The sequence below is a fragment of the Bacillus mycoides genome, from assembly GCF_001757995.1.
Taxonomy (GTDB): domain Bacteria; phylum Bacillota; class Bacilli; order Bacillales; family Bacillaceae_G; genus Bacillus_A; species Bacillus_A mycoides_B.
Genome location: NZ_LXLV01000020.1, coordinates 215133 through 232100, shown reverse-complemented (window position 1 = coordinate 232100; position 16968 = coordinate 215133). Strand labels below are relative to the sequence as shown.

The 16968-nt window shown below is 33.7% G+C and carries 20 protein-coding genes; 6 read left to right on the top strand and 14 right to left on the bottom strand.

Annotation, left to right across the window (positions count from 1 at the left end):
* Positions 1–137 precede the first annotated feature (137 nt).
* The gene (gene hfq, locus BWGOE10_RS07970; protein ID WP_070141598.1) at positions 138–326 is read right to left on the bottom strand and encodes an RNA chaperone Hfq; all 189 of its coding nucleotides are present in this window, start codon (positions 324–326) and stop codon (positions 138–140) included.
* Between the two features lie 55 nt (positions 327–381).
* Positions 382–600, bottom strand: a complete 219-nt coding sequence (locus BWGOE10_RS07965; RefSeq protein ID WP_070141597.1) for an aspartyl-phosphate phosphatase Spo0E family protein — start codon at positions 598–600, stop codon at positions 382–384.
* Positions 601–904: 304 nt separating this feature from the next.
* Here BWGOE10_RS07965 and BWGOE10_RS07960 point away from each other — a divergent pair, with 304 nt between their 5' ends.
* From BWGOE10_RS07960 to BWGOE10_RS07945, 4 genes are all read left to right on the top strand, one after another.
* Positions 905–1021: a YjcZ family sporulation protein gene (locus BWGOE10_RS07960; RefSeq protein ID WP_000007805.1), complete on the top strand. Its 117-nt coding sequence runs from the start codon at positions 905–907 to the stop codon at positions 1019–1021.
* A 193-nt stretch (positions 1022–1214) separates the two neighbouring features.
* Positions 1215–1682, top strand: a complete 468-nt coding sequence (locus tag BWGOE10_RS07955) for a VOC family protein (protein WP_070141596.1) — start codon at positions 1215–1217, stop codon at positions 1680–1682.
* Between the two features lie 6 nt (positions 1683–1688).
* Positions 1689–2903: an MFS transporter gene (locus BWGOE10_RS07950; protein WP_070141595.1), complete on the top strand. Its 1215-nt coding sequence runs from the start codon at positions 1689–1691 to the stop codon at positions 2901–2903.
* A gap of 177 nt (positions 2904–3080) precedes the next feature.
* Positions 3081–3806: a sulfite exporter TauE/SafE family protein gene (locus BWGOE10_RS07945; protein ID WP_070141594.1), complete on the top strand. Its 726-nt coding sequence runs from the start codon at positions 3081–3083 to the stop codon at positions 3804–3806.
* Positions 3807–3995: 189 nt separating this feature from the next.
* Here the strand turns inward: BWGOE10_RS07945 and BWGOE10_RS07940 are convergent, their stop codons facing one another.
* The 5 genes from BWGOE10_RS07940 to BWGOE10_RS07920 all read right to left on the bottom strand — a co-directional run bounded on the left by BWGOE10_RS07940 (position 3996) and on the right by BWGOE10_RS07920 (position 7492).
* Entirely contained in the window at positions 3996–4607 is a 612-nt protein-coding gene (locus BWGOE10_RS07940) for a PH domain-containing protein (protein ID WP_070141593.1), read from the bottom strand.
* A gap of 268 nt (positions 4608–4875) precedes the next feature.
* Positions 4876–5460, bottom strand: a complete 585-nt coding sequence (locus BWGOE10_RS07935; RefSeq protein WP_070141592.1) for a DJ-1/PfpI family protein — start codon at positions 5458–5460, stop codon at positions 4876–4878.
* Positions 5461–5549: 89 nt separating this feature from the next.
* On the bottom strand, positions 5550–6284 hold the full coding sequence (gene nfsA, locus BWGOE10_RS07930) for an oxygen-insensitive NADPH nitroreductase (RefSeq protein WP_070141591.1): 735 nt from the start codon (positions 6282–6284) through the stop codon (positions 5550–5552).
* A 165-nt stretch (positions 6285–6449) separates the two neighbouring features.
* Positions 6450–6767, bottom strand: coding sequence for a DUF4870 domain-containing protein (locus tag BWGOE10_RS07925; RefSeq protein ID WP_002011879.1), 318 nt, complete (start codon positions 6765–6767; stop codon positions 6450–6452).
* A 146-nt stretch (positions 6768–6913) separates the two neighbouring features.
* Positions 6914–7492 carry a YdcF family protein gene (locus tag BWGOE10_RS07920; protein ID WP_070141590.1) on the bottom strand — a complete coding sequence of 193 codons (579 nt, stop codon included), beginning with the start codon at positions 7490–7492 and terminating at the stop codon, positions 6914–6916.
* A 160-nt stretch (positions 7493–7652) separates the two neighbouring features.
* Here BWGOE10_RS07920 and BWGOE10_RS07915 point away from each other — a divergent pair, with 160 nt between their 5' ends.
* The gene (locus BWGOE10_RS07915) at positions 7653–8318 is read left to right on the top strand and encodes a DUF421 domain-containing protein (protein WP_070141589.1); all 666 of its coding nucleotides are present in this window, start codon (positions 7653–7655) and stop codon (positions 8316–8318) included.
* A 37-nt stretch (positions 8319–8355) separates the two neighbouring features.
* On the opposite strand, the gene BWGOE10_RS07910 is transcribed toward BWGOE10_RS07915, so the two are convergent.
* A complete protein-coding gene (locus BWGOE10_RS07910) occupies positions 8356–9711 on the bottom strand; it encodes an MATE family efflux transporter (RefSeq protein WP_070141604.1) in 1356 nt (451 codons plus the stop codon).
* 89 nt (positions 9712–9800) lie between these two features.
* A complete protein-coding gene (locus BWGOE10_RS07905) occupies positions 9801–10631 on the bottom strand; it encodes a MerR family transcriptional regulator (RefSeq protein WP_070141588.1) in 831 nt (276 codons plus the stop codon).
* A 269-nt stretch (positions 10632–10900) separates the two neighbouring features.
* Here BWGOE10_RS07905 and BWGOE10_RS07900 point away from each other — a divergent pair, with 269 nt between their 5' ends.
* Positions 10901–12064: a cation:proton antiporter gene (locus tag BWGOE10_RS07900; protein ID WP_070141587.1), complete on the top strand. Its 1164-nt coding sequence runs from the start codon at positions 10901–10903 to the stop codon at positions 12062–12064.
* Between the two features lie 63 nt (positions 12065–12127).
* Here the strand turns inward: BWGOE10_RS07900 and BWGOE10_RS07895 are convergent, their stop codons facing one another.
* The 5 genes from BWGOE10_RS07895 to BWGOE10_RS07875 all read right to left on the bottom strand — a co-directional run bounded on the left by BWGOE10_RS07895 (position 12128) and on the right by BWGOE10_RS07875 (position 16890).
* A complete protein-coding gene (locus tag BWGOE10_RS07895) occupies positions 12128–12406 on the bottom strand; it encodes a DUF3986 family protein (RefSeq protein ID WP_070141586.1) in 279 nt (92 codons plus the stop codon).
* 74 nt (positions 12407–12480) lie between these two features.
* A complete protein-coding gene (locus tag BWGOE10_RS07890; RefSeq protein WP_070141585.1) occupies positions 12481–13830 on the bottom strand; it encodes an aspartate aminotransferase family protein in 1350 nt (449 codons plus the stop codon).
* Positions 13831–14018: 188 nt separating this feature from the next.
* The gene (locus BWGOE10_RS07885) at positions 14019–15569 is read right to left on the bottom strand and encodes a cation acetate symporter (RefSeq protein WP_070141584.1); all 1551 of its coding nucleotides are present in this window, start codon (positions 15567–15569) and stop codon (positions 14019–14021) included.
* Positions 15570–15571: 2 nt separating this feature from the next.
* A complete protein-coding gene (locus tag BWGOE10_RS07880; protein WP_070141583.1) occupies positions 15572–15913 on the bottom strand; it encodes a DUF485 domain-containing protein in 342 nt (113 codons plus the stop codon).
* A 347-nt stretch (positions 15914–16260) separates the two neighbouring features.
* Positions 16261–16890, bottom strand: coding sequence for a sterol desaturase family protein (locus tag BWGOE10_RS07875; RefSeq protein WP_070141582.1), 630 nt, complete (start codon positions 16888–16890; stop codon positions 16261–16263).
* Between the last annotated feature and the right edge of the window lie 78 nt (positions 16891–16968).

The window sequence follows — 16968 nt, the reverse complement described above, 5'->3', positions numbered from 1 at the left end:
TCTCCCTGAATAAGTTTGAAATTTATCCCCTTTTTTAACCATAATAAAATCCCCTCCAAGTAAAAGTGTAACATCCATGTGTATTCATGGTCTTTTTACACTGTCTACCTTAAGGGGATAATATCAAAATGAGTGTCTTATTTCATAATTGTTGATATTGCCTGCTTATAAATAAGTTGTTGTTTTCCCTCTACTAACATTAATACTGTAAATCTATCTACTCCAACTACTTCCCCTACTATTCTTACTCCACTCTTTAAAAATATAGTAACTGCACCTTTTTCTTCTTTTATTTGTTTATACAACTCTTCTTGTAAGTGTTCCAATAACTGTTCTCTCCTTTACAAATAAATAATCCTAATATAAAAAATTAAAGATTACTTACTTATACAATTTGTCTTTTATATTCATAAACTTATTAATTAGTATATCCAAATCTCGACTAAATAACAAAACTTTATCATGATCTAATCCATGCCTAGCAACAAGTTGCATTAACTCTTTCTTTTTGTGTTCTATTTTATTGTGTAATTGTCCCATCTCCATCTCTATACTAAAACTCCCTTTTCCCATAATATTACTTGTAAAATTACAGTACATTTTCACTCATAAAAAAATAAAAAAATGGTTTTTTTTACAAATTTTATATTTATGAAAAGAAATTTTAATGTAATTGTCAGTTACATACCCCTTTCATTTACAATACATTCACCTACTATACACTTCCATATTGTTTTACCATTTTCAAAAAAGCGCTATGAAACTAAGTGAATATCATATCTAAATCACCTCACAGGCTCTTGTTTAATTAAAAGTAAGACTTGCTCCTTTTCCAAATAAAAACATATCTTATAAAGTAATCCATTAGTTATATAGATTAATTTCCTAAAAAGGAGGAAAAAACATGAGTTTTGGTGGTAGTTGCGCTGGTTTCGGCGGTGGATTTGCTTTACTCATCGTGCTATTCATCCTTCTAATTATTATCGGATGTAGCTGTTGGGGTGGCGGCGGAGGGTTTTAAATATAATACGTATCCTTTTCGCTAAACCCTAAATGAGTAAAATATGTTAACTAAAAACTATTTAAAAACAGCTCATATTTGAGCTGTTTTTTCATACTTTCGTATGAATTTATGTCCCTCTTATTTGCGATTTCAACTAGTAAAATATCGTTTACTATTGAATAAGAAAACGTTCTTACTAAGGAGGATTATCATGATTAAAGGTCTTTATGAAGCACATTTACCTGTCAGCAAATTAGAAGTCTCGATACCTTTTTACGAATCACTAGGGCTAAAATTATATAAAAGAGCAGAGGATATTGCCTTCTTTTGGATTGTAGAAAATGAAAGTTGGCTAGGTCTTTGGGAAGGAAATGAATATAAAGTAAATTATCATCCATCTTTACGGCACATCGCCTTCCAAGTAAGCTTACACGATTTAGAAAATGCAATACACTGGTTAAAACAGAAAGGTATTTCAGCAAGAAAAGACTTCGGAATGGAACCAATTGAGCCTATCGTTTTTCCAGAATTGGCGCACGCTGCCGTGTATTTTAATGATCCTGATGGAAATAGTTTAGAATTAATTGCAAAGTTACCTGTTGGACTACCCAAGGCAGAGAAAATGTATTTAAGCGAATGGAAAAAACAAGTACAAGCATCGCTAATAGATAAGGTTTAATTTCTTATGTCAGTTTCTTATTCCACACTTCTAAAAACAAATAAAAACTTTGAAAAACTATTTTATGGTCAAACTTTAAGTGTACTTGGAGATTGGTTTCATACTGTCGCTTTATTAACACTCGTCTATAGCATAACAGAATCTTCATTTATGTTAGCACTCACCTTTATGAGCAAAGGGTTACCTCAACTTCTTCTGAGCCCATTCATAGGCGGAATTGCAGACCGTTTTTCAAAAAAGCAAATTATGATTTTTACCGATATTTTACGAGGAATTATCGTCCTCACTTATTTATTAGCATTCTACAAGATTGAAATTATTTTCGTTTCTAATATATGTTTATCAGTACTCTCTTGCTTATTCGAGCCTGCTAAGCAATCAATTCTAAAAAATATCGTACATCAAAAGCATTTAGTAACCGCTAACTCTCTTTCTAGTACAATCAATGGTTTTATGTCTATTATGGGAGCCTCTTTAGGTGGGCTCATTGCACAATCTTTAAGTATCGAGATTGCCTTTTTTATTAATAGCCTATCATACTTTATTTCAGCCTATATTATTTATAAAATAAAGATCCCTTCTCGTGACACTTTTAGCACGAAAAAAGCAATTTTTACCGATATAAAAGATGGTTATACATACATATTACAAAGAAAAATTATTTTAACATTAATTCTCGTCGGAATTTCATGGGGAATTATTGGAGGTGCTTATCAACTACTCTTAACAATCTATGCCGAAAGAATTTTCCACTCTAACATTGGAATTTTATATACGGTTCAAGGGGCTGGACTTATGATTGGTAGCCTTCTCGTTAACCTATATATATCTAAAAATGAAGACAAAATGAAAAGAGCATTTGGTTGGGCCTATTTACTACAAGGAATTTTCTTTCTCGGATTCATTCTATCCGATCAACTTATTATCGGTATCATTACATTACTCTGTATGCGTATAGCAGGAGGAATCATCGTTCCACTTGATACGACATTGCTACAAATGTATACAGAAGAAAACATGATTGGTAAAGTTTTTTCATTTCATTATTCCATTTACGGATCTCTTATTCAGTTATCTATGTTTTTTACAGGATGGCTTTTAGAAATTCTTTCTCCGCAAGTTATTGGTAGCCTGTTAGCTATATGCTGTATTTGTGTTAGTTTTATATGGCTTTTCTTGTTTTATCGTGGGGAACTTAGTGAAGAATCCATTGATAATTAATAACTCACCGTTAATTTTTATTTGATCTCATTCATTAGTGTTGAGTAACAATACAATCGTTTGAAAATGTTAGTTATGTTATTTCGTTAAAGCGCCATATACTTAAACACTATTTGAGAAGAAGCTAAATATTTATGTTAAAATATTTATTGAAGTTGATTAAATAGGAGGGCCAGTTTGGAGATTACATTAATTTTCATATGTATTATATTAGTGGCTTCTATTTTGCAAGCAAGTACAGGTTTTGGCTTTTCCATAATGGCGACACCTTTCTTACTAATGTTATTCCTACCACAAGAAGCCATACAAATAAATATTATTTTATCATTAGTTATTTCAATATCACTCATTTGGAAAATAAGAATGGACATTGACTTTATTCTACTGAAAAGGTTAACTATTGGAAGTATAGTTGGTGTACCTTTTGGTATTTTACTCTTCATTTCCATTAACATAAACGCTTTTAAATTAGCAATTAGCATCCTGCTCTTACTATTAACATTGATGCTAATATGCAACTTTAAGATTAAATCAACACCATTTAGAGATTTTATAGTTGGTGGCTTATCAGGCCTTTTAACGACAAGTATCGGTATGCCAGGGCCTCCCCTGTTACTTTACTTTACAGGAACGGATACTGAAAAAGAGAAGTTGAGAGCAACTACTTTAGCTTTTTATCTGTTTATATATTTCATTAGTCTCATAACTCAAATACTCTTTACTGGAACGAACAGAACAATTTGGGAATCAAGTTTTTATGCAATTCCAATCGTATTTCTAGGTTTGTTTATAGGTCAAATTATTTTCAAATGGCTTAATCAGCGGATTTTTAAAATTTTCACATATATCCTTTTGAGTTGTACTGGTATTTATCTTCTTATTGAAAGTTTGAATTTGTTATAGAAGGTGCTTTAGATTGTACAATAACAGATAGGTTCAAACGAAATTATTGTTATATTGTTAAGTACGATGGAGTGTTTCACTTCAAAAATCAAATAATAATTCTTTCATGAGTAGATTATTTAAAAACTACAAAATCCTTAGAATACTAACTAAACGATAAAAAAGCGGCTATTATGCCGCTTTTCAATTTCACTTTAAATATTGTAGAATTATAAGACCACCCATCGCTATTACAAATACATTGAAAAAAATCATCCAACCTTTTTCTAAATCTGTATACTTCCCTACTTTTACTCCGCGTTTTTTTAACTCCATAATAATCATTGCAATTTCATGTGCATACTCAATACTCCCAAATTGTATATAATTGTTATTATATTTAATCTCAAAGACATTTTTCATTTTTTTATGTTGCGAAATGGATTGTATATCCTCTATTGGCATGCTATGTTCATTTGTTTTTTTATAATAGCAATCTAACCCTTTCATGATCACCCTTCTATTTGTTAACACGATATAATAATAAAAAGTAGCTCCTGCGTAAAGTATATTGGGTATGACTTTACTATTTACCATACATCCTTCATCTACTAATAGTTCCTTCTCAATTTCTTCACCAGTTTGTAATTCGTTCCTAATTGATTCTTCTAACATTTGTAAAGTTAATTTTTTTAGTAGCTCTCCATTTCTCACATAATACTTATCTATATTTATAGAAGCATCCGCTTCTTGCTCTAAACGTTTAATTTCTTTATCTGAATATTGGAGCTCATTTAACATCGACAATAATCTTTTATCCATATTACACACTCCCCTTCCACAGTCTTTGAAGTTTTTTCATAGCTATAATTAAATCCTCTTCAGAATCGAAAATCATAAACATCTTCCTTCCTCAGTTCCCCTTTAGCAGCTGCTTTTACTTACTATTGGCATTTCATTCTCATTTTCTATCACTTTTGTAAAAAATTATTAATTTTTATTTCTAAGTATATGATAACAAACAAAATACCTAAGTTCAGAAAGAATAGACAGCTTTCTGAACTTAGGTATTAACAATATAGCTATTAACTTATACTAAAGTTTCATCACAAAACTCTGTTATATTTTTAAAGTATTGCAAGTTTTCATTCACTTCATCTTCATTAAACAAATTAAGCTGCTTCATTATTTCAGTAGCAAATTCAACGTACGCAGACCCTACTGCTGTTATGATTTTCCCATCCACCGTTACATCTTTATTTTGTTTATATTCCCATTCATGTAAATGCGCTAAGTGTTTTTCATCTGATGTTAATGATGTTGAGAATTTCTTCTTATTAAGCACCCCGGCTGCATGTAGTAAGGCTGTTCCTGCACAAATCCCCGCTATCCATTTATTTCGCTTATGTAATTCGTTCACGATAGATAAAAGTTGTTCATTTTCTAAATGGTGAAAAATATGCCCTCCTGGTACGATAAACACTTCATAGTCCACTACTTCAACATGTTCTATAGAGACATGTGGTTGACACAAAAAACCACCTTCTCCTGTAACGTTTTTTCCATCTACAGTTGATGTTATTATTTCAAATTCCTTACTTTTCAAAAACAAACTCGCTATATTCACTTCAAATTCTGCAAATCCATCAAATAAAAAGATTAAAGCTTTCTTCATGTTATCGCCTCCCTCTATACCTATTCGAAAACAATCACATTTTCCCTTCCAAAAAAAGACAAACCTACATCTCAGGTTTGTCTTTTTACTCATTTTTTATTTAATCCTTTCCCACTTAAAAACTCTTTCATATGCATTCTCTTCTCTTTTGACATAAATGTGCTCATTGATTCCGTCCATGTTACGTTTTTTTGATTTGACGATCTTTCTTTGTAATACGCACTCATCGTTTCATCATATTCGTTTAGTAATTCATCATATTTCTTTTCATCGTATCCATTTTCATGAAGAATGGCCGCTACCGGTAAACGTGGCTTAACTCCATGATCTTCATCTGGTACGCCAACTGTCATTCCGAATACCGGATATACTTTATCCGGTAAATGAAGCAATTCACTCACTTCTTTCGGGTTATTACGAATTCCGCCAATATAACAAATGCCGTATCCTAATGATTCAGCTGCAAGTGCTAAGTTTTGTGCAAATAATGAAGCATCTACCGTCGCAACGATAAAGTCTTCCACCCCTTCATGTTTTATCTCTGTACCATGTTTTTCACATGCAACTTCTAAACGTTTTAAATCCGCACAACAAACAAAGAATGCTGCGCAGTTTTTCACGTGACGATTTCCAGATAGCTCTGCTAGTTTAGCTTTTAATGCCTCATCTGTTACATATATAACAGAATACGCCTGTACAAAATGTGAGGAAGCCGCATGTTGCGCAGCTTGCACCATTTTTTCTACTATATCTTGCGGAATTGATTCTTCTTTATATTTACGAACTGAAACGTGTTGCTCAATTTTATGTATCATCTCATTCATAAAAACCACTCCTTTTTTCTCTTCATAATGAAAAATTAACATATCTTTTTCATTATTCACAACTTATAAGCACGAAAAGAGCAATTCTTTTTGAATTGCTCTTTTTTAAATACATATTAATGTGGTAAATGAAATTATATCGACTTTACACACATAACGACAACGTTAAGCTGCTTTCAATACTTTAATACCTTTAACAATATTCCAAATGAAGTAGTAAATCCCTACAAGAATAAACACTGCATACGTTATAACCATCCCAATTCCAACGCTCTCAGACTGATTGAAACTTAAACCGTATACTCCTGATAGTGCTAATCCTCCAAATAAAATTGCGTATGGGAAAACATGTGACCAAAATGCTTTTTTTGCATGATATTTCACTTCATCTTCCGCAACGAAGTAAACGATAATTGGCAGTAAAAATGGTGCAAAAAAGATACTAAAGTAACATAGCGAAGATAAAATATTATTTCCTTTCATACGATTCACCTCTAAAGTTTTTTGTTACCTTCATTATGTCAGTAAACCACTTTAGAAACTATCGCTTTACCTTTCATGAACATGACATCTTTGTAAGATTTTCCTCAAACTAAAACCCACCTGGAATCAGGTGGGTTTTAGTTTCATTATATTCGATTTAATAGCCAATATTGTGTAATCGCTAAATATTCTCGAACGTTCGATTGAATAATAATTGGCTTCGGTGTTTTTGCCGGAAGACCTTCTAATGTCAATCCTTGTTTTTCTGCAATCTTTTTCGCTCGAAACATATGAAAATCGTTCGTTACAATCATCCCTTTTTTCATATGTTCAGGGATAAGAGGTTTTGAGAATTTAATATTTTCATCTGTGCTCGTCGAACGGTCTTCCATTATGATGCGGTCTTCTGCAATATTTTGTTTCATTAATCCTTGTTTCATCGCTAATGCTTCTGTAATATCTTCACCTTTTCCTTGGCCTCCAGATACGATAGCAATTGTTTTATCATGTGATTTTAAATACTCAGCTGCTTTATCAATACGATATTGCAATGAATAAGATGGTTTCGTTCCATTTACTTTCGATCCTAGTACAATTATATAATCCGCATCGTAGGTAGCATTCATATGCCCATGCTTATAGATGTTATATTGTAAAAACCCTGCATACACGGCGAAGATCATTATAACAACTAAAATGTACTTAATTATTTTCTTCTTTCTCATATCCATATACTCCTATTCCCTTTACTTCCTTCATCATAATATCCATTTATTTGTTTGTATACAGCCAAATTCCAATTCACCCTAATTCATCCTATAAAAGGTAATATTTATATTACTTTCGGGAATAGTAAGTACAACTTTACACGAAGGAGTGTCCCTCTTGCTTCTCTTTTTATTTAATGTATCGTTCTTTTTTATCTTATTTTTACTATCACTTAAGCTACTTGGTAAATCTGCATTAGCACAACTAACCCCTCATGATTTTGGGGCTATTATTTTTTTATCTTATTTAGCTTTTCAAGCCATACCAGTCGCTGGTGCTTTACAAGCATTTCTCGGTATGGTCGTTATTACATGTTTGCATTTACTTCTTACCAAATTAAGCTTACTCAATAAACTAAATCGTTTCATTCTCGGACACCCCATTATTTTAATTAAACATGGTGATATTATTTTTGAGAACTTACAAAAAAGTAGATATCCTATCCCCGAATTGCTTTCTAATCTTCGCGTCGCCGGATATCCAAGTGTTCATGAAATTGAATACGCTATTTTAGAAGCGAATGGAGCCATTAGCATTTTACCAAAGCGAGAACTTGTACCATTGACTCCAAAAGATATGAATATAGATGTTAAGTATGCTGGATTACCAATCGCCCTTATTGTCGATTCACAAATTCAATACGATAACTTAAAGTTGATCCATAAAGACGAAAAGTGGTTATATAAAGAGTTAAAAGAAAAAGGCGTTACAAATATTAAAAACGTTGCTTTCGCTTCTGTGCAGGAAACAGATGGATCTTTTGCTATTAGTTTAAAGGAATGAAAAAATCCCCTTAATTGTTTTCTAGGGGATTTTTTCATTATATTGCTTCTTTCTTTCCTGCCAAGTTTAATGGAACAGGATGTTTCACACGATTCATCGTAAATACAATGATCGCTGTCAACATTTCCGCTACTGGCATAACGAGCCAAATTCCATTTACACCAAATAATTTCGGCATAATCCATAACAATGGAATAATAAATAGTAAACCACGGCTCAAAATAATAAGAACTGATTTTGTCGTTTGTCGCACTGATTGGAAATACTCTCCATACACAATGTTATAGCCTAAAAATACATATTGGATAAAGAATAAACTAATACCTGTTAACGTTAACTCCAATAGTTCTAGGGATTGAACATCAAACAAACCAATTATATATTTCCCGAAGAATAAACCGACAACAATTGCTACGCCTCCGAGTACAACTGCAATTTTTACAGCTAACCGTAATCCTTCACGCAGTCTTTCTGGTAAATTTGCACCGTAATGGAAACTAGCAATAGGTTGTAATGCGGCACCAACACCGAAGAATAATAGTAATGTCATTGCATGAATACTATTGACCATCGCATAAGAAGCGACACCTACTTCTCCTGCATATTGAACAAAAGCGATATTAAAACCAACCGTTACAATCGCTACTGTAATCTCAGTTGTAAAACTTGGGAAACCAATCACCATAATTTGTTTAACCGTATCCCATTCAAAATGGAATTTCGTCCACTTTAAAACACTATTTTTTCTAAAGAAGTGAGTTAATAACACTAGAAAACCAATTGCTGCTGAAAGAATAGTTGCTGCTGCTGCACCTGTTACGCCCCATCCAAAGATGAAAATAAAGATATAATCAAAAATAATGTTCAATACAGCTGTTACGACAAGACCTGCCATTGCTAAATTAGGATTTCCATCGTTACGTATAAATGTACTTAAAATATTTTCTAAAACATATATCATTCCAAATGTTAATAACACGTGTAAATAATCTAACGCATATGGTAAAATCACTTCATTTGCACCGAACAGATATGCTAAATCTTCTATTCTCCATAAGCAAATAGCCGCTAAAACGCCTACGATAATAACTGCCACTGTCATAGATTGAGTAAAAATAGATCTTGCTCTTTCTAATTTATTTTCACCTAGTGCAATGGAATATAGCGTTGCTCCGCCCATTCCAATCCATAATGAAATGGAGAAGAAAATTGAAAACGCTGGAACAGCCACGTTTACTCCTGCTAAACCGTTCGCTCCAACTCCTCTACTAATCATGACCGCATCAATCATAATATTCACTGACATTAATACCATCCCAAGAACTGCTGGTATTAAATACGAAATAAATAAACTTTTTATCGGTTTCTCTCTTAACTTTTCTGTTGTTTCCATCATATAAATGCTCCTTTTTCAATGCTCTGTTCACAGTTTAAACCTTCAAGTTACTTGAAGGTCAATAGAGAATCGAAAAATATATAAGCCTATTTTTTAACAACAGGTATTTGAATTTCCGTTACTTGCTCCTTCGGATTTTCTGTTACAGACCAATCAATTAACGCAATCTCAAGCGCATCTCCGCATACTTCGTATCCTTCGTTGTCAATATGCTTTAATAATTTCGTATACGTTGCGTCTGTTTCTTCATATGGTCCATGGTGATAAGAACAAGCAAATATCCCTTCTTTTATTTCATCTGAAGTATGCACTTGAAAAGGCATGTAATCCAATAAAATAAACACACTGTTATATGCTTGAAACTCATTTTGAAGTAATGCTTTTTTGGAAACTGTTACACCGATATCCCCTGAAAATAGACTATTATCAATTTGCTTCATATTTTTTTGCAACGAATGGATATAATATTCAAACATATCATCCGTTGTATTCGGTGCAACCGCAATCGCTGTTATTTTTCGCTTCGGTATCTTTTTATAAATAATTTGATTCGCTTCTGATTCCGTCGCTTTCTTCATTAAATGGATTTTATGTTCCATTTTTGCCAAAGCATACTCGATTTCTCTTTGCTTTTTCAGCATCATTTCCTGTTGTTTTTCGAGTAAATTCAGCGCATAAGACGGATTTCGTTCATCAATATATTTCTTTATTTCCTTTAACGGGATATTCAATTGGCGTAAAAATTTAATCGTATCTAAAAGTGAAAACTGATCGATTGTGTAATAGCGATAATTCGTTTGTGGGTCCACAATGGACGGATGAAAAATTCCTTTTTCATCATAATACCTTAATGTAGATTCCGCTATATTATGCATTTTTGCCATTTCTCCAATTGTAAAACGTTTATTTAATAACATATGCCCTTCTCCAATTCATTAAAAATGTAGCCTTATTTCTTCTTATTATATAGTGATTCCCTCCATACCTAAATCGAATCCTATCATGAAAATCTGCTATTTTTTCATTGATTTTTAGTAAATTTTATTATATATTAATTACAGGTTCAAATTACGAGTTCAAAAGAACTTGTAATAAGACCCTTTGTTTAATGGGTTTTACATATTTTCATTAGGCAAATTCCGAGAAATCGTTTAATAAAAATACAAAGTGATAAGGAGAGGATCAAATGGAATTCGAATTTTTCTTTCAAATTGCACTTATTTTATTAAGTACAAAGCTTGCTGGCGACCTTAGTGTAAGATTAGGTCAACCTTCTGTACTCGGTAAATTAATTGTCGGTATCGTTATCGGTCCAGCTATATTAGGTTGGATTGAGAATTCAGAACTTCTAACGCAATTAAGTAATGTCGGGGTTATTCTTTTAATGTTTATGGCTGGACTTGAAACAGACTTAGAAGAATTAAATGCAAATCGTAATTCTTCTTTAGCAGTTGCACTCGGAGGTATCGTTCTTCCATTCGTAGGTGGTTATGTTTCCGGTCTTGTTATGGGAATGGAACAAGGGAACGCTGTATTTTTAGGACTACTTCTATGTGCGACAAGTGTTAGTATTTCCGTTCAAACACTTCGCGATTTAGGTAAGATGAAAACACGTGAAAGTACGACGATGCTTGGAGCGGCTGTATTTGATGACATTCTTGTTGTTATTTTATTAGCATTCGCAATGAGCTTCTTAGGTACAGATGATGTTAACTTAACAATGGTTATCTTGAAGAAAGTAGTATTCTTCGCTTCTATTATTTTAATCGGATGGAAAGGTGTTCCAGCGATTATGCGTTGGTTATCGCCACTACGCGTATCGGAGTCTATCGTTAGCGCAGCACTTATCGTCTGTTTCTCATTCGCATATTTCGGCGAATTATTAGGAATTGCTGGTATTATCGGTGCTTTCGCAGCTGGTATCGCTATTTCCCAAACGAACTACAAACATGAAGTAGAAAAGAAAGTAGAGCCAATCGCTTACGCTATGTTCGTACCAGTCTTCTTCGTTAGTATCGGTATGAATATTACATTTGACGGTATTGGTAATCAAATTTGGTTCATCTTAGCATTAACAGTTATCGCTGTATTAACGAAACTAATCGGTTGTGGATTCGGTGCACGAATGACTGGATTTGATGCAAAGTCTTCTGCAATTATCGGTGCTGGAATGGTTTCTCGTGGTGAAGTTGCACTTATCATCGCAGGAACAGGACTTTCTTCTGGCCTATTAGCACAAGATTACTTTACAGCAATCGTTATTGTCGTTATTTTAACTACGATGATTACACCACCAATGTTAAAATACACTTTTGGTGCAAAAGATAAAGCAATGAAAGCAAGTAAATAAGTTTACTATAATAAAAGGAGATTGCTATCTTATAAGATAGCAATCTCCTTTTATGTTTTATCTTTAAACAACCTCGTTCTTTTTTAACCATTTTTCAAAAATAGTTCGTGCTTCTTCATCATCGATATCATCACGAAATGAATATACTTTTATGCCATAGTCGTCTATATATTCACCTAGCTTCATTTTCTCCACCTTTTTATAAAAATCGACTGCCTCATAACGTGGAATATAAGCATCCCACACTGGTTCATTGATTCTTTTGTAAGCTGTTATTTCTAAATCATATCCGTCTTCATAATAACCAATGTGATAATGTTGACTAGGATCATACTTCTTCATTAAAATCTCCCCCTATTGAATTATGACACAAAAAAGCGAGCTTTATAAATAGCTCGCTTTTTTCTTTTTATTAATTAAATACGTTCCATTGCTGTCTTCAACGTTCCAACAACAAAAGCAATTTCTTCACCTGAAATAACGAGCGGTGGCGCTAATGTTAATACGTTATTATACCCTGCTGTTGTCATACCGTTGCGTCCAATAATAAGCCCTTTTTCTTTACAAGCATTTACAACAGTTGCGATTTTGTCGTTATCAATTGGTTCTTTCGTCGCTTTATCATTTACTAGTTCGATTCCAACTAATAGCCCTTTCCCTCGAATATTCCCAACAAGTGGATGTTCTCCGATTTCTTCTTTTAATTGATTTAATAAAAGCGAACCCATTTGTGCAGAGCGCTCAATTAAATTTTCATTTTCCATAATCTCTAAGTTTTTAAGCGCTAATGCACAAGCCGCTGGATTTCCACCAAATGTATTAATATGGCGGAAGAATTCATATTCTCCTGTTCCTTTAAATGCCTCATAAATTTCTTTTTTCACAGCTGTTGCTGATAATGGTAAGTATGCGCTCGTAATACCTTTTGCCATCGTAACGATATCAGGCTTAACGTCATAGTTCATAAACCCAAATGCTTTTCCTGTACGCCCGAAACCACAAATAACTTCATCACTTATAAGTAGTGCACCGTGTTTTTGACACGTTTCGTGAACAGCTTTCATATAGTCTTGTGGCGGCATTAAAATACCTCCGCCTGTAATAATTGGCTCCATAATAAATGCTGCTATCGTTTCACTTAATTCCCATGTCATAACACGATCTACTTCTTTTACGCATTCTACATCATAAATATTTTGTGATTCCATTTCTGGCATGCGGTAACAATCTGGAGGCGTTACGTGTAAAAAACCTGAAGCAAATGGCTCATATTGGTATCTACGCTGTGCTTGTCCAGTCGCTGCCATCGTCGCCATTGTGTTTCCGTGATAACCACGATAACGTGACATAAATTTGTAACGATGCGGTTCACCTTTTTGAGCATAATATTGTCTTGCTATTTTAAAAGCTGTTTCATTCGCTTCTGATCCACTATTAGAGAAGAAAATAACATACTCTCCACCAAGCCACTCGTTTAACTTTTCAGCGAGCTTAATTGCTGGTTCATGTGATTGTGACATCGGAAAGTATGATAATGTTTGCAATTGTTTATAAGCTGCCTCTGCGAGCTCTTTTCTTCCGTATCCACTATTCACACACCAAAGACCACTCATACCGTCTAAATATCTTTTTCCTTGTATATCTTCAACCCAGCACCCTTCTGCTTTTGCCCCTACCATTGTACTACTTGGACTAAAGGGACGCATTCCGTGCCAAACATATTGCTCATCTTTTGCTAATAATTCATCGGTTTGTTTTGTCTTCATCATTTCTTCCACCTTCCATAACAACTTATTTTTCACAAAGCTGCGCTGGTGCCATGATGAGTTAAATTTCTCCCTGCTTATTTTCATTCCACAAAATTATGACAAATCCTACTTACAATACAGTAATATTTATAAGAAAATGACAAAAGAAAAAGAGCTTTTCTTTTAATTCGAAAAGCTCCTCTATTTTAATGTGAAGATGCGTCGCTAATACCATGACCAGTATTAGATTTCACAAGAATTTCATCAAACTTCGCTACATCTTCTTTCTTACTAGAGAAAACAGTTCCTAAATATGCTGCAAGGAATCCAAGCGGAATAGAAACAATTCCAGGTGTCGTATATGGGAATATCGCCTCTCCAACAAATATAGCTTTCCCTACCACAGGATTCCAAACGTTTGGACTTAACGCAACAAGAACAATTGCTGATACAAGACCAACGATCATTCCACAAATTGCACCCGTTGTATTAAAGCGTTTCCAATATATTGTAAATAATATAACTGGTAAATTTGCACTCGCTGCAACTGCAAATGCTAGTGATACTAAAAATGCTACGTTTAATGTTTGAGCAAATAAAGCGAGTATAATAGATACTATCGCTACTCCAATAGACGCATAACGAGCCATTGACACTTGCTCTTTTTCCGTTGATTTTCCTTTTCGAATAATCTCGTTATAAAAATCATGAGCAAATGCGGAAGCTGCCGTTAATACAAGACCTGCTACTACAGCTAAAATTGTTGCAAAAGCAATCGCCGATACGAATGCGAATAAGAAATCTCCACCTAATGCTTTAGCTAATAAAGGTGCCGCCATATTACCGGCTGGATTTGCTTTAATAATCGCCTCATTTCCTACAAACGCCGCTGCTCCAAACCCTAAGAAAATTGTCATAATATAAAACGCGCCAATTAACCACGTCGCATATACAACAGATTGACGTGCAGTTTTTGCATCACGTACTGTGAAAAAGCGGACAAGAATATGTGGTAATCCTGCCGTACCGAGAACTAGTCCTAAATTTAAAGAAAGTGTATCAAGACCATCTTTATACTTTACTCCTGGATTTAAAAATGAATCTTTTAATGGAGTAGCTGTTTTCATTTGAGCGAACATTTCAGTCACACTGAAATTAAATTTGGAGAAAACGATAACAGAAATAATAAATGTCCCTGCCATAAGTAGTACAGCCTTTACAATTTGAACCCAGCTCGTAGCTGTCATTCCTCCAAAAATAACATAAACAGTCATAAGTGTACCCACGATTAATACAGATGTTGTATATTCGATACCTAATAATAATTTAATAAGTGCACCCGCACCAACTAATTGTGCAATCATATAAAAAATTGAAATCGTCATCGTATTAAGCGCTGCTATACCACGAACCTTTTTCGCATCAAAACGTGCCGCAATCATGTCAGCGAGCGTATACTTCCCTAAATTTCTAAGCGGTTCTGCAACTAGATATAATACAACTAAGTAAGCAACTAAGAAACCTATACTATAAAAGAACCCATCAAATCCTGTTAACGCTATCGCTCCAGCGATACCAAGAAATGACGCAGCAGACATGTAATCCCCGGCAATAGCTAGACCATTTTGCCAACCAGTTAATCCCCCTCCAGCCGTATAAAATTCACTCGCATTTTTCGTTTTTTTCGATGCAAAATACGTGATAATGAGCGTACCAAGGACAATAATTAAAAATAGTGCAAACGCAGTAGTATTCAATTTCAGCCCCTCCCTTTTTGCATATCTTGTAGAATTTTTTGCGAGATTTCATCAAAGGATTCCGCCTTTTTGCTATAAATCATACATAATGCCCATGTCATTATAAATTGCGCCAAAGCAAATACCCATGCCCATGTCACATCACCAAATGCTGGTGTATTGAGCACCTTTGAATACGATGTTAAAATAGGTAGTGCAATAAAAAAGCTTAAAAAGAAAATACTCATCGGAACGATAAACTTCTTTTTCGTATTTAATAGCAATTGAAATTCTTTAGACTGAACAACTTCTGTATAATTCACCTCATTTTGTAACTTACGTGCTGACGTATCATCTCGTTTCATTCTCTGGTCCCCTCTCTTACTTAAAATACAATTCCCCCTTGTGCACCGAAAGACTAAATTTTATAAATATTCAGAAACTTATTTTCATTTTAGACAATCCATACATTCCTGCAAAGATTTTTCGATAGACATTTTTCGTCATTTTCTCCTAAATTTTCAATATACTTTTTCAACATAAAATTTGATTGATTCGATCAAACTTTTATTCCCGTTAAAACAGAATAAAGTGAAACTTTAATCAGTGGGGGTTTTACGAGCAGCCCGACTCCCACCTAACTTCCTCGTATTCGCCGAATTTTGAAGTGGGAGTCTTACCGCTCGCAAATAGCGGGATAAAAAAGTAGTGCTTATCGCACTACTTCTGTCTTTGTCTCCTTTTCTAAATTACGAGCTGTTTCACTTAATTCAACGTCTTTTCCATCTTTCAGCGTTCCAAATATAAAATCGAATACTGGATTTGAAACTCCGAACCAAAACTTTTCATTTTTATAATGGTGTAATATGTGCTGTTTTTTTAGCCATCTTCCAAACTTAGTGAAGGGACGAATCGGTTTATGTGCAATATAATGTTTCCATTCATAAACGAGGAGCATTATAATCATTCCGATTCCAAATGAAAGTGTAACAGTAACACTTTTTGTAATACCGTACGATATAAGTAAATATATAGTAAAGCTAGGTATACTAAACCATACAGGCAAAAATAAAAGTTTCAAATCATCTGGATATACGTGATGATCATAATGTAATCTTCTTAACATTTTTAATAAAAATGCGTTTTTAGGCGGCTTTAAATGGAATAAAAAACGATGTGTCATATATTCGTTAAAAGTATAAAAAGCAATCCCAAACACACACGCTAACATACCGATCCATGTAAAAAATTGCATTTTTAAAATAATGATGAAAATAAATAGAATACTATACATAATAACAATATCATGTTGTAAAAAGAACTCCTTTACCACTCTCTTCATCTTTCTTCCCCCTTTTCCCAAAAAACAGCCGTAACATATCGTTACGACCATTTCTTTTCTATTTTATTTTTATTCTAT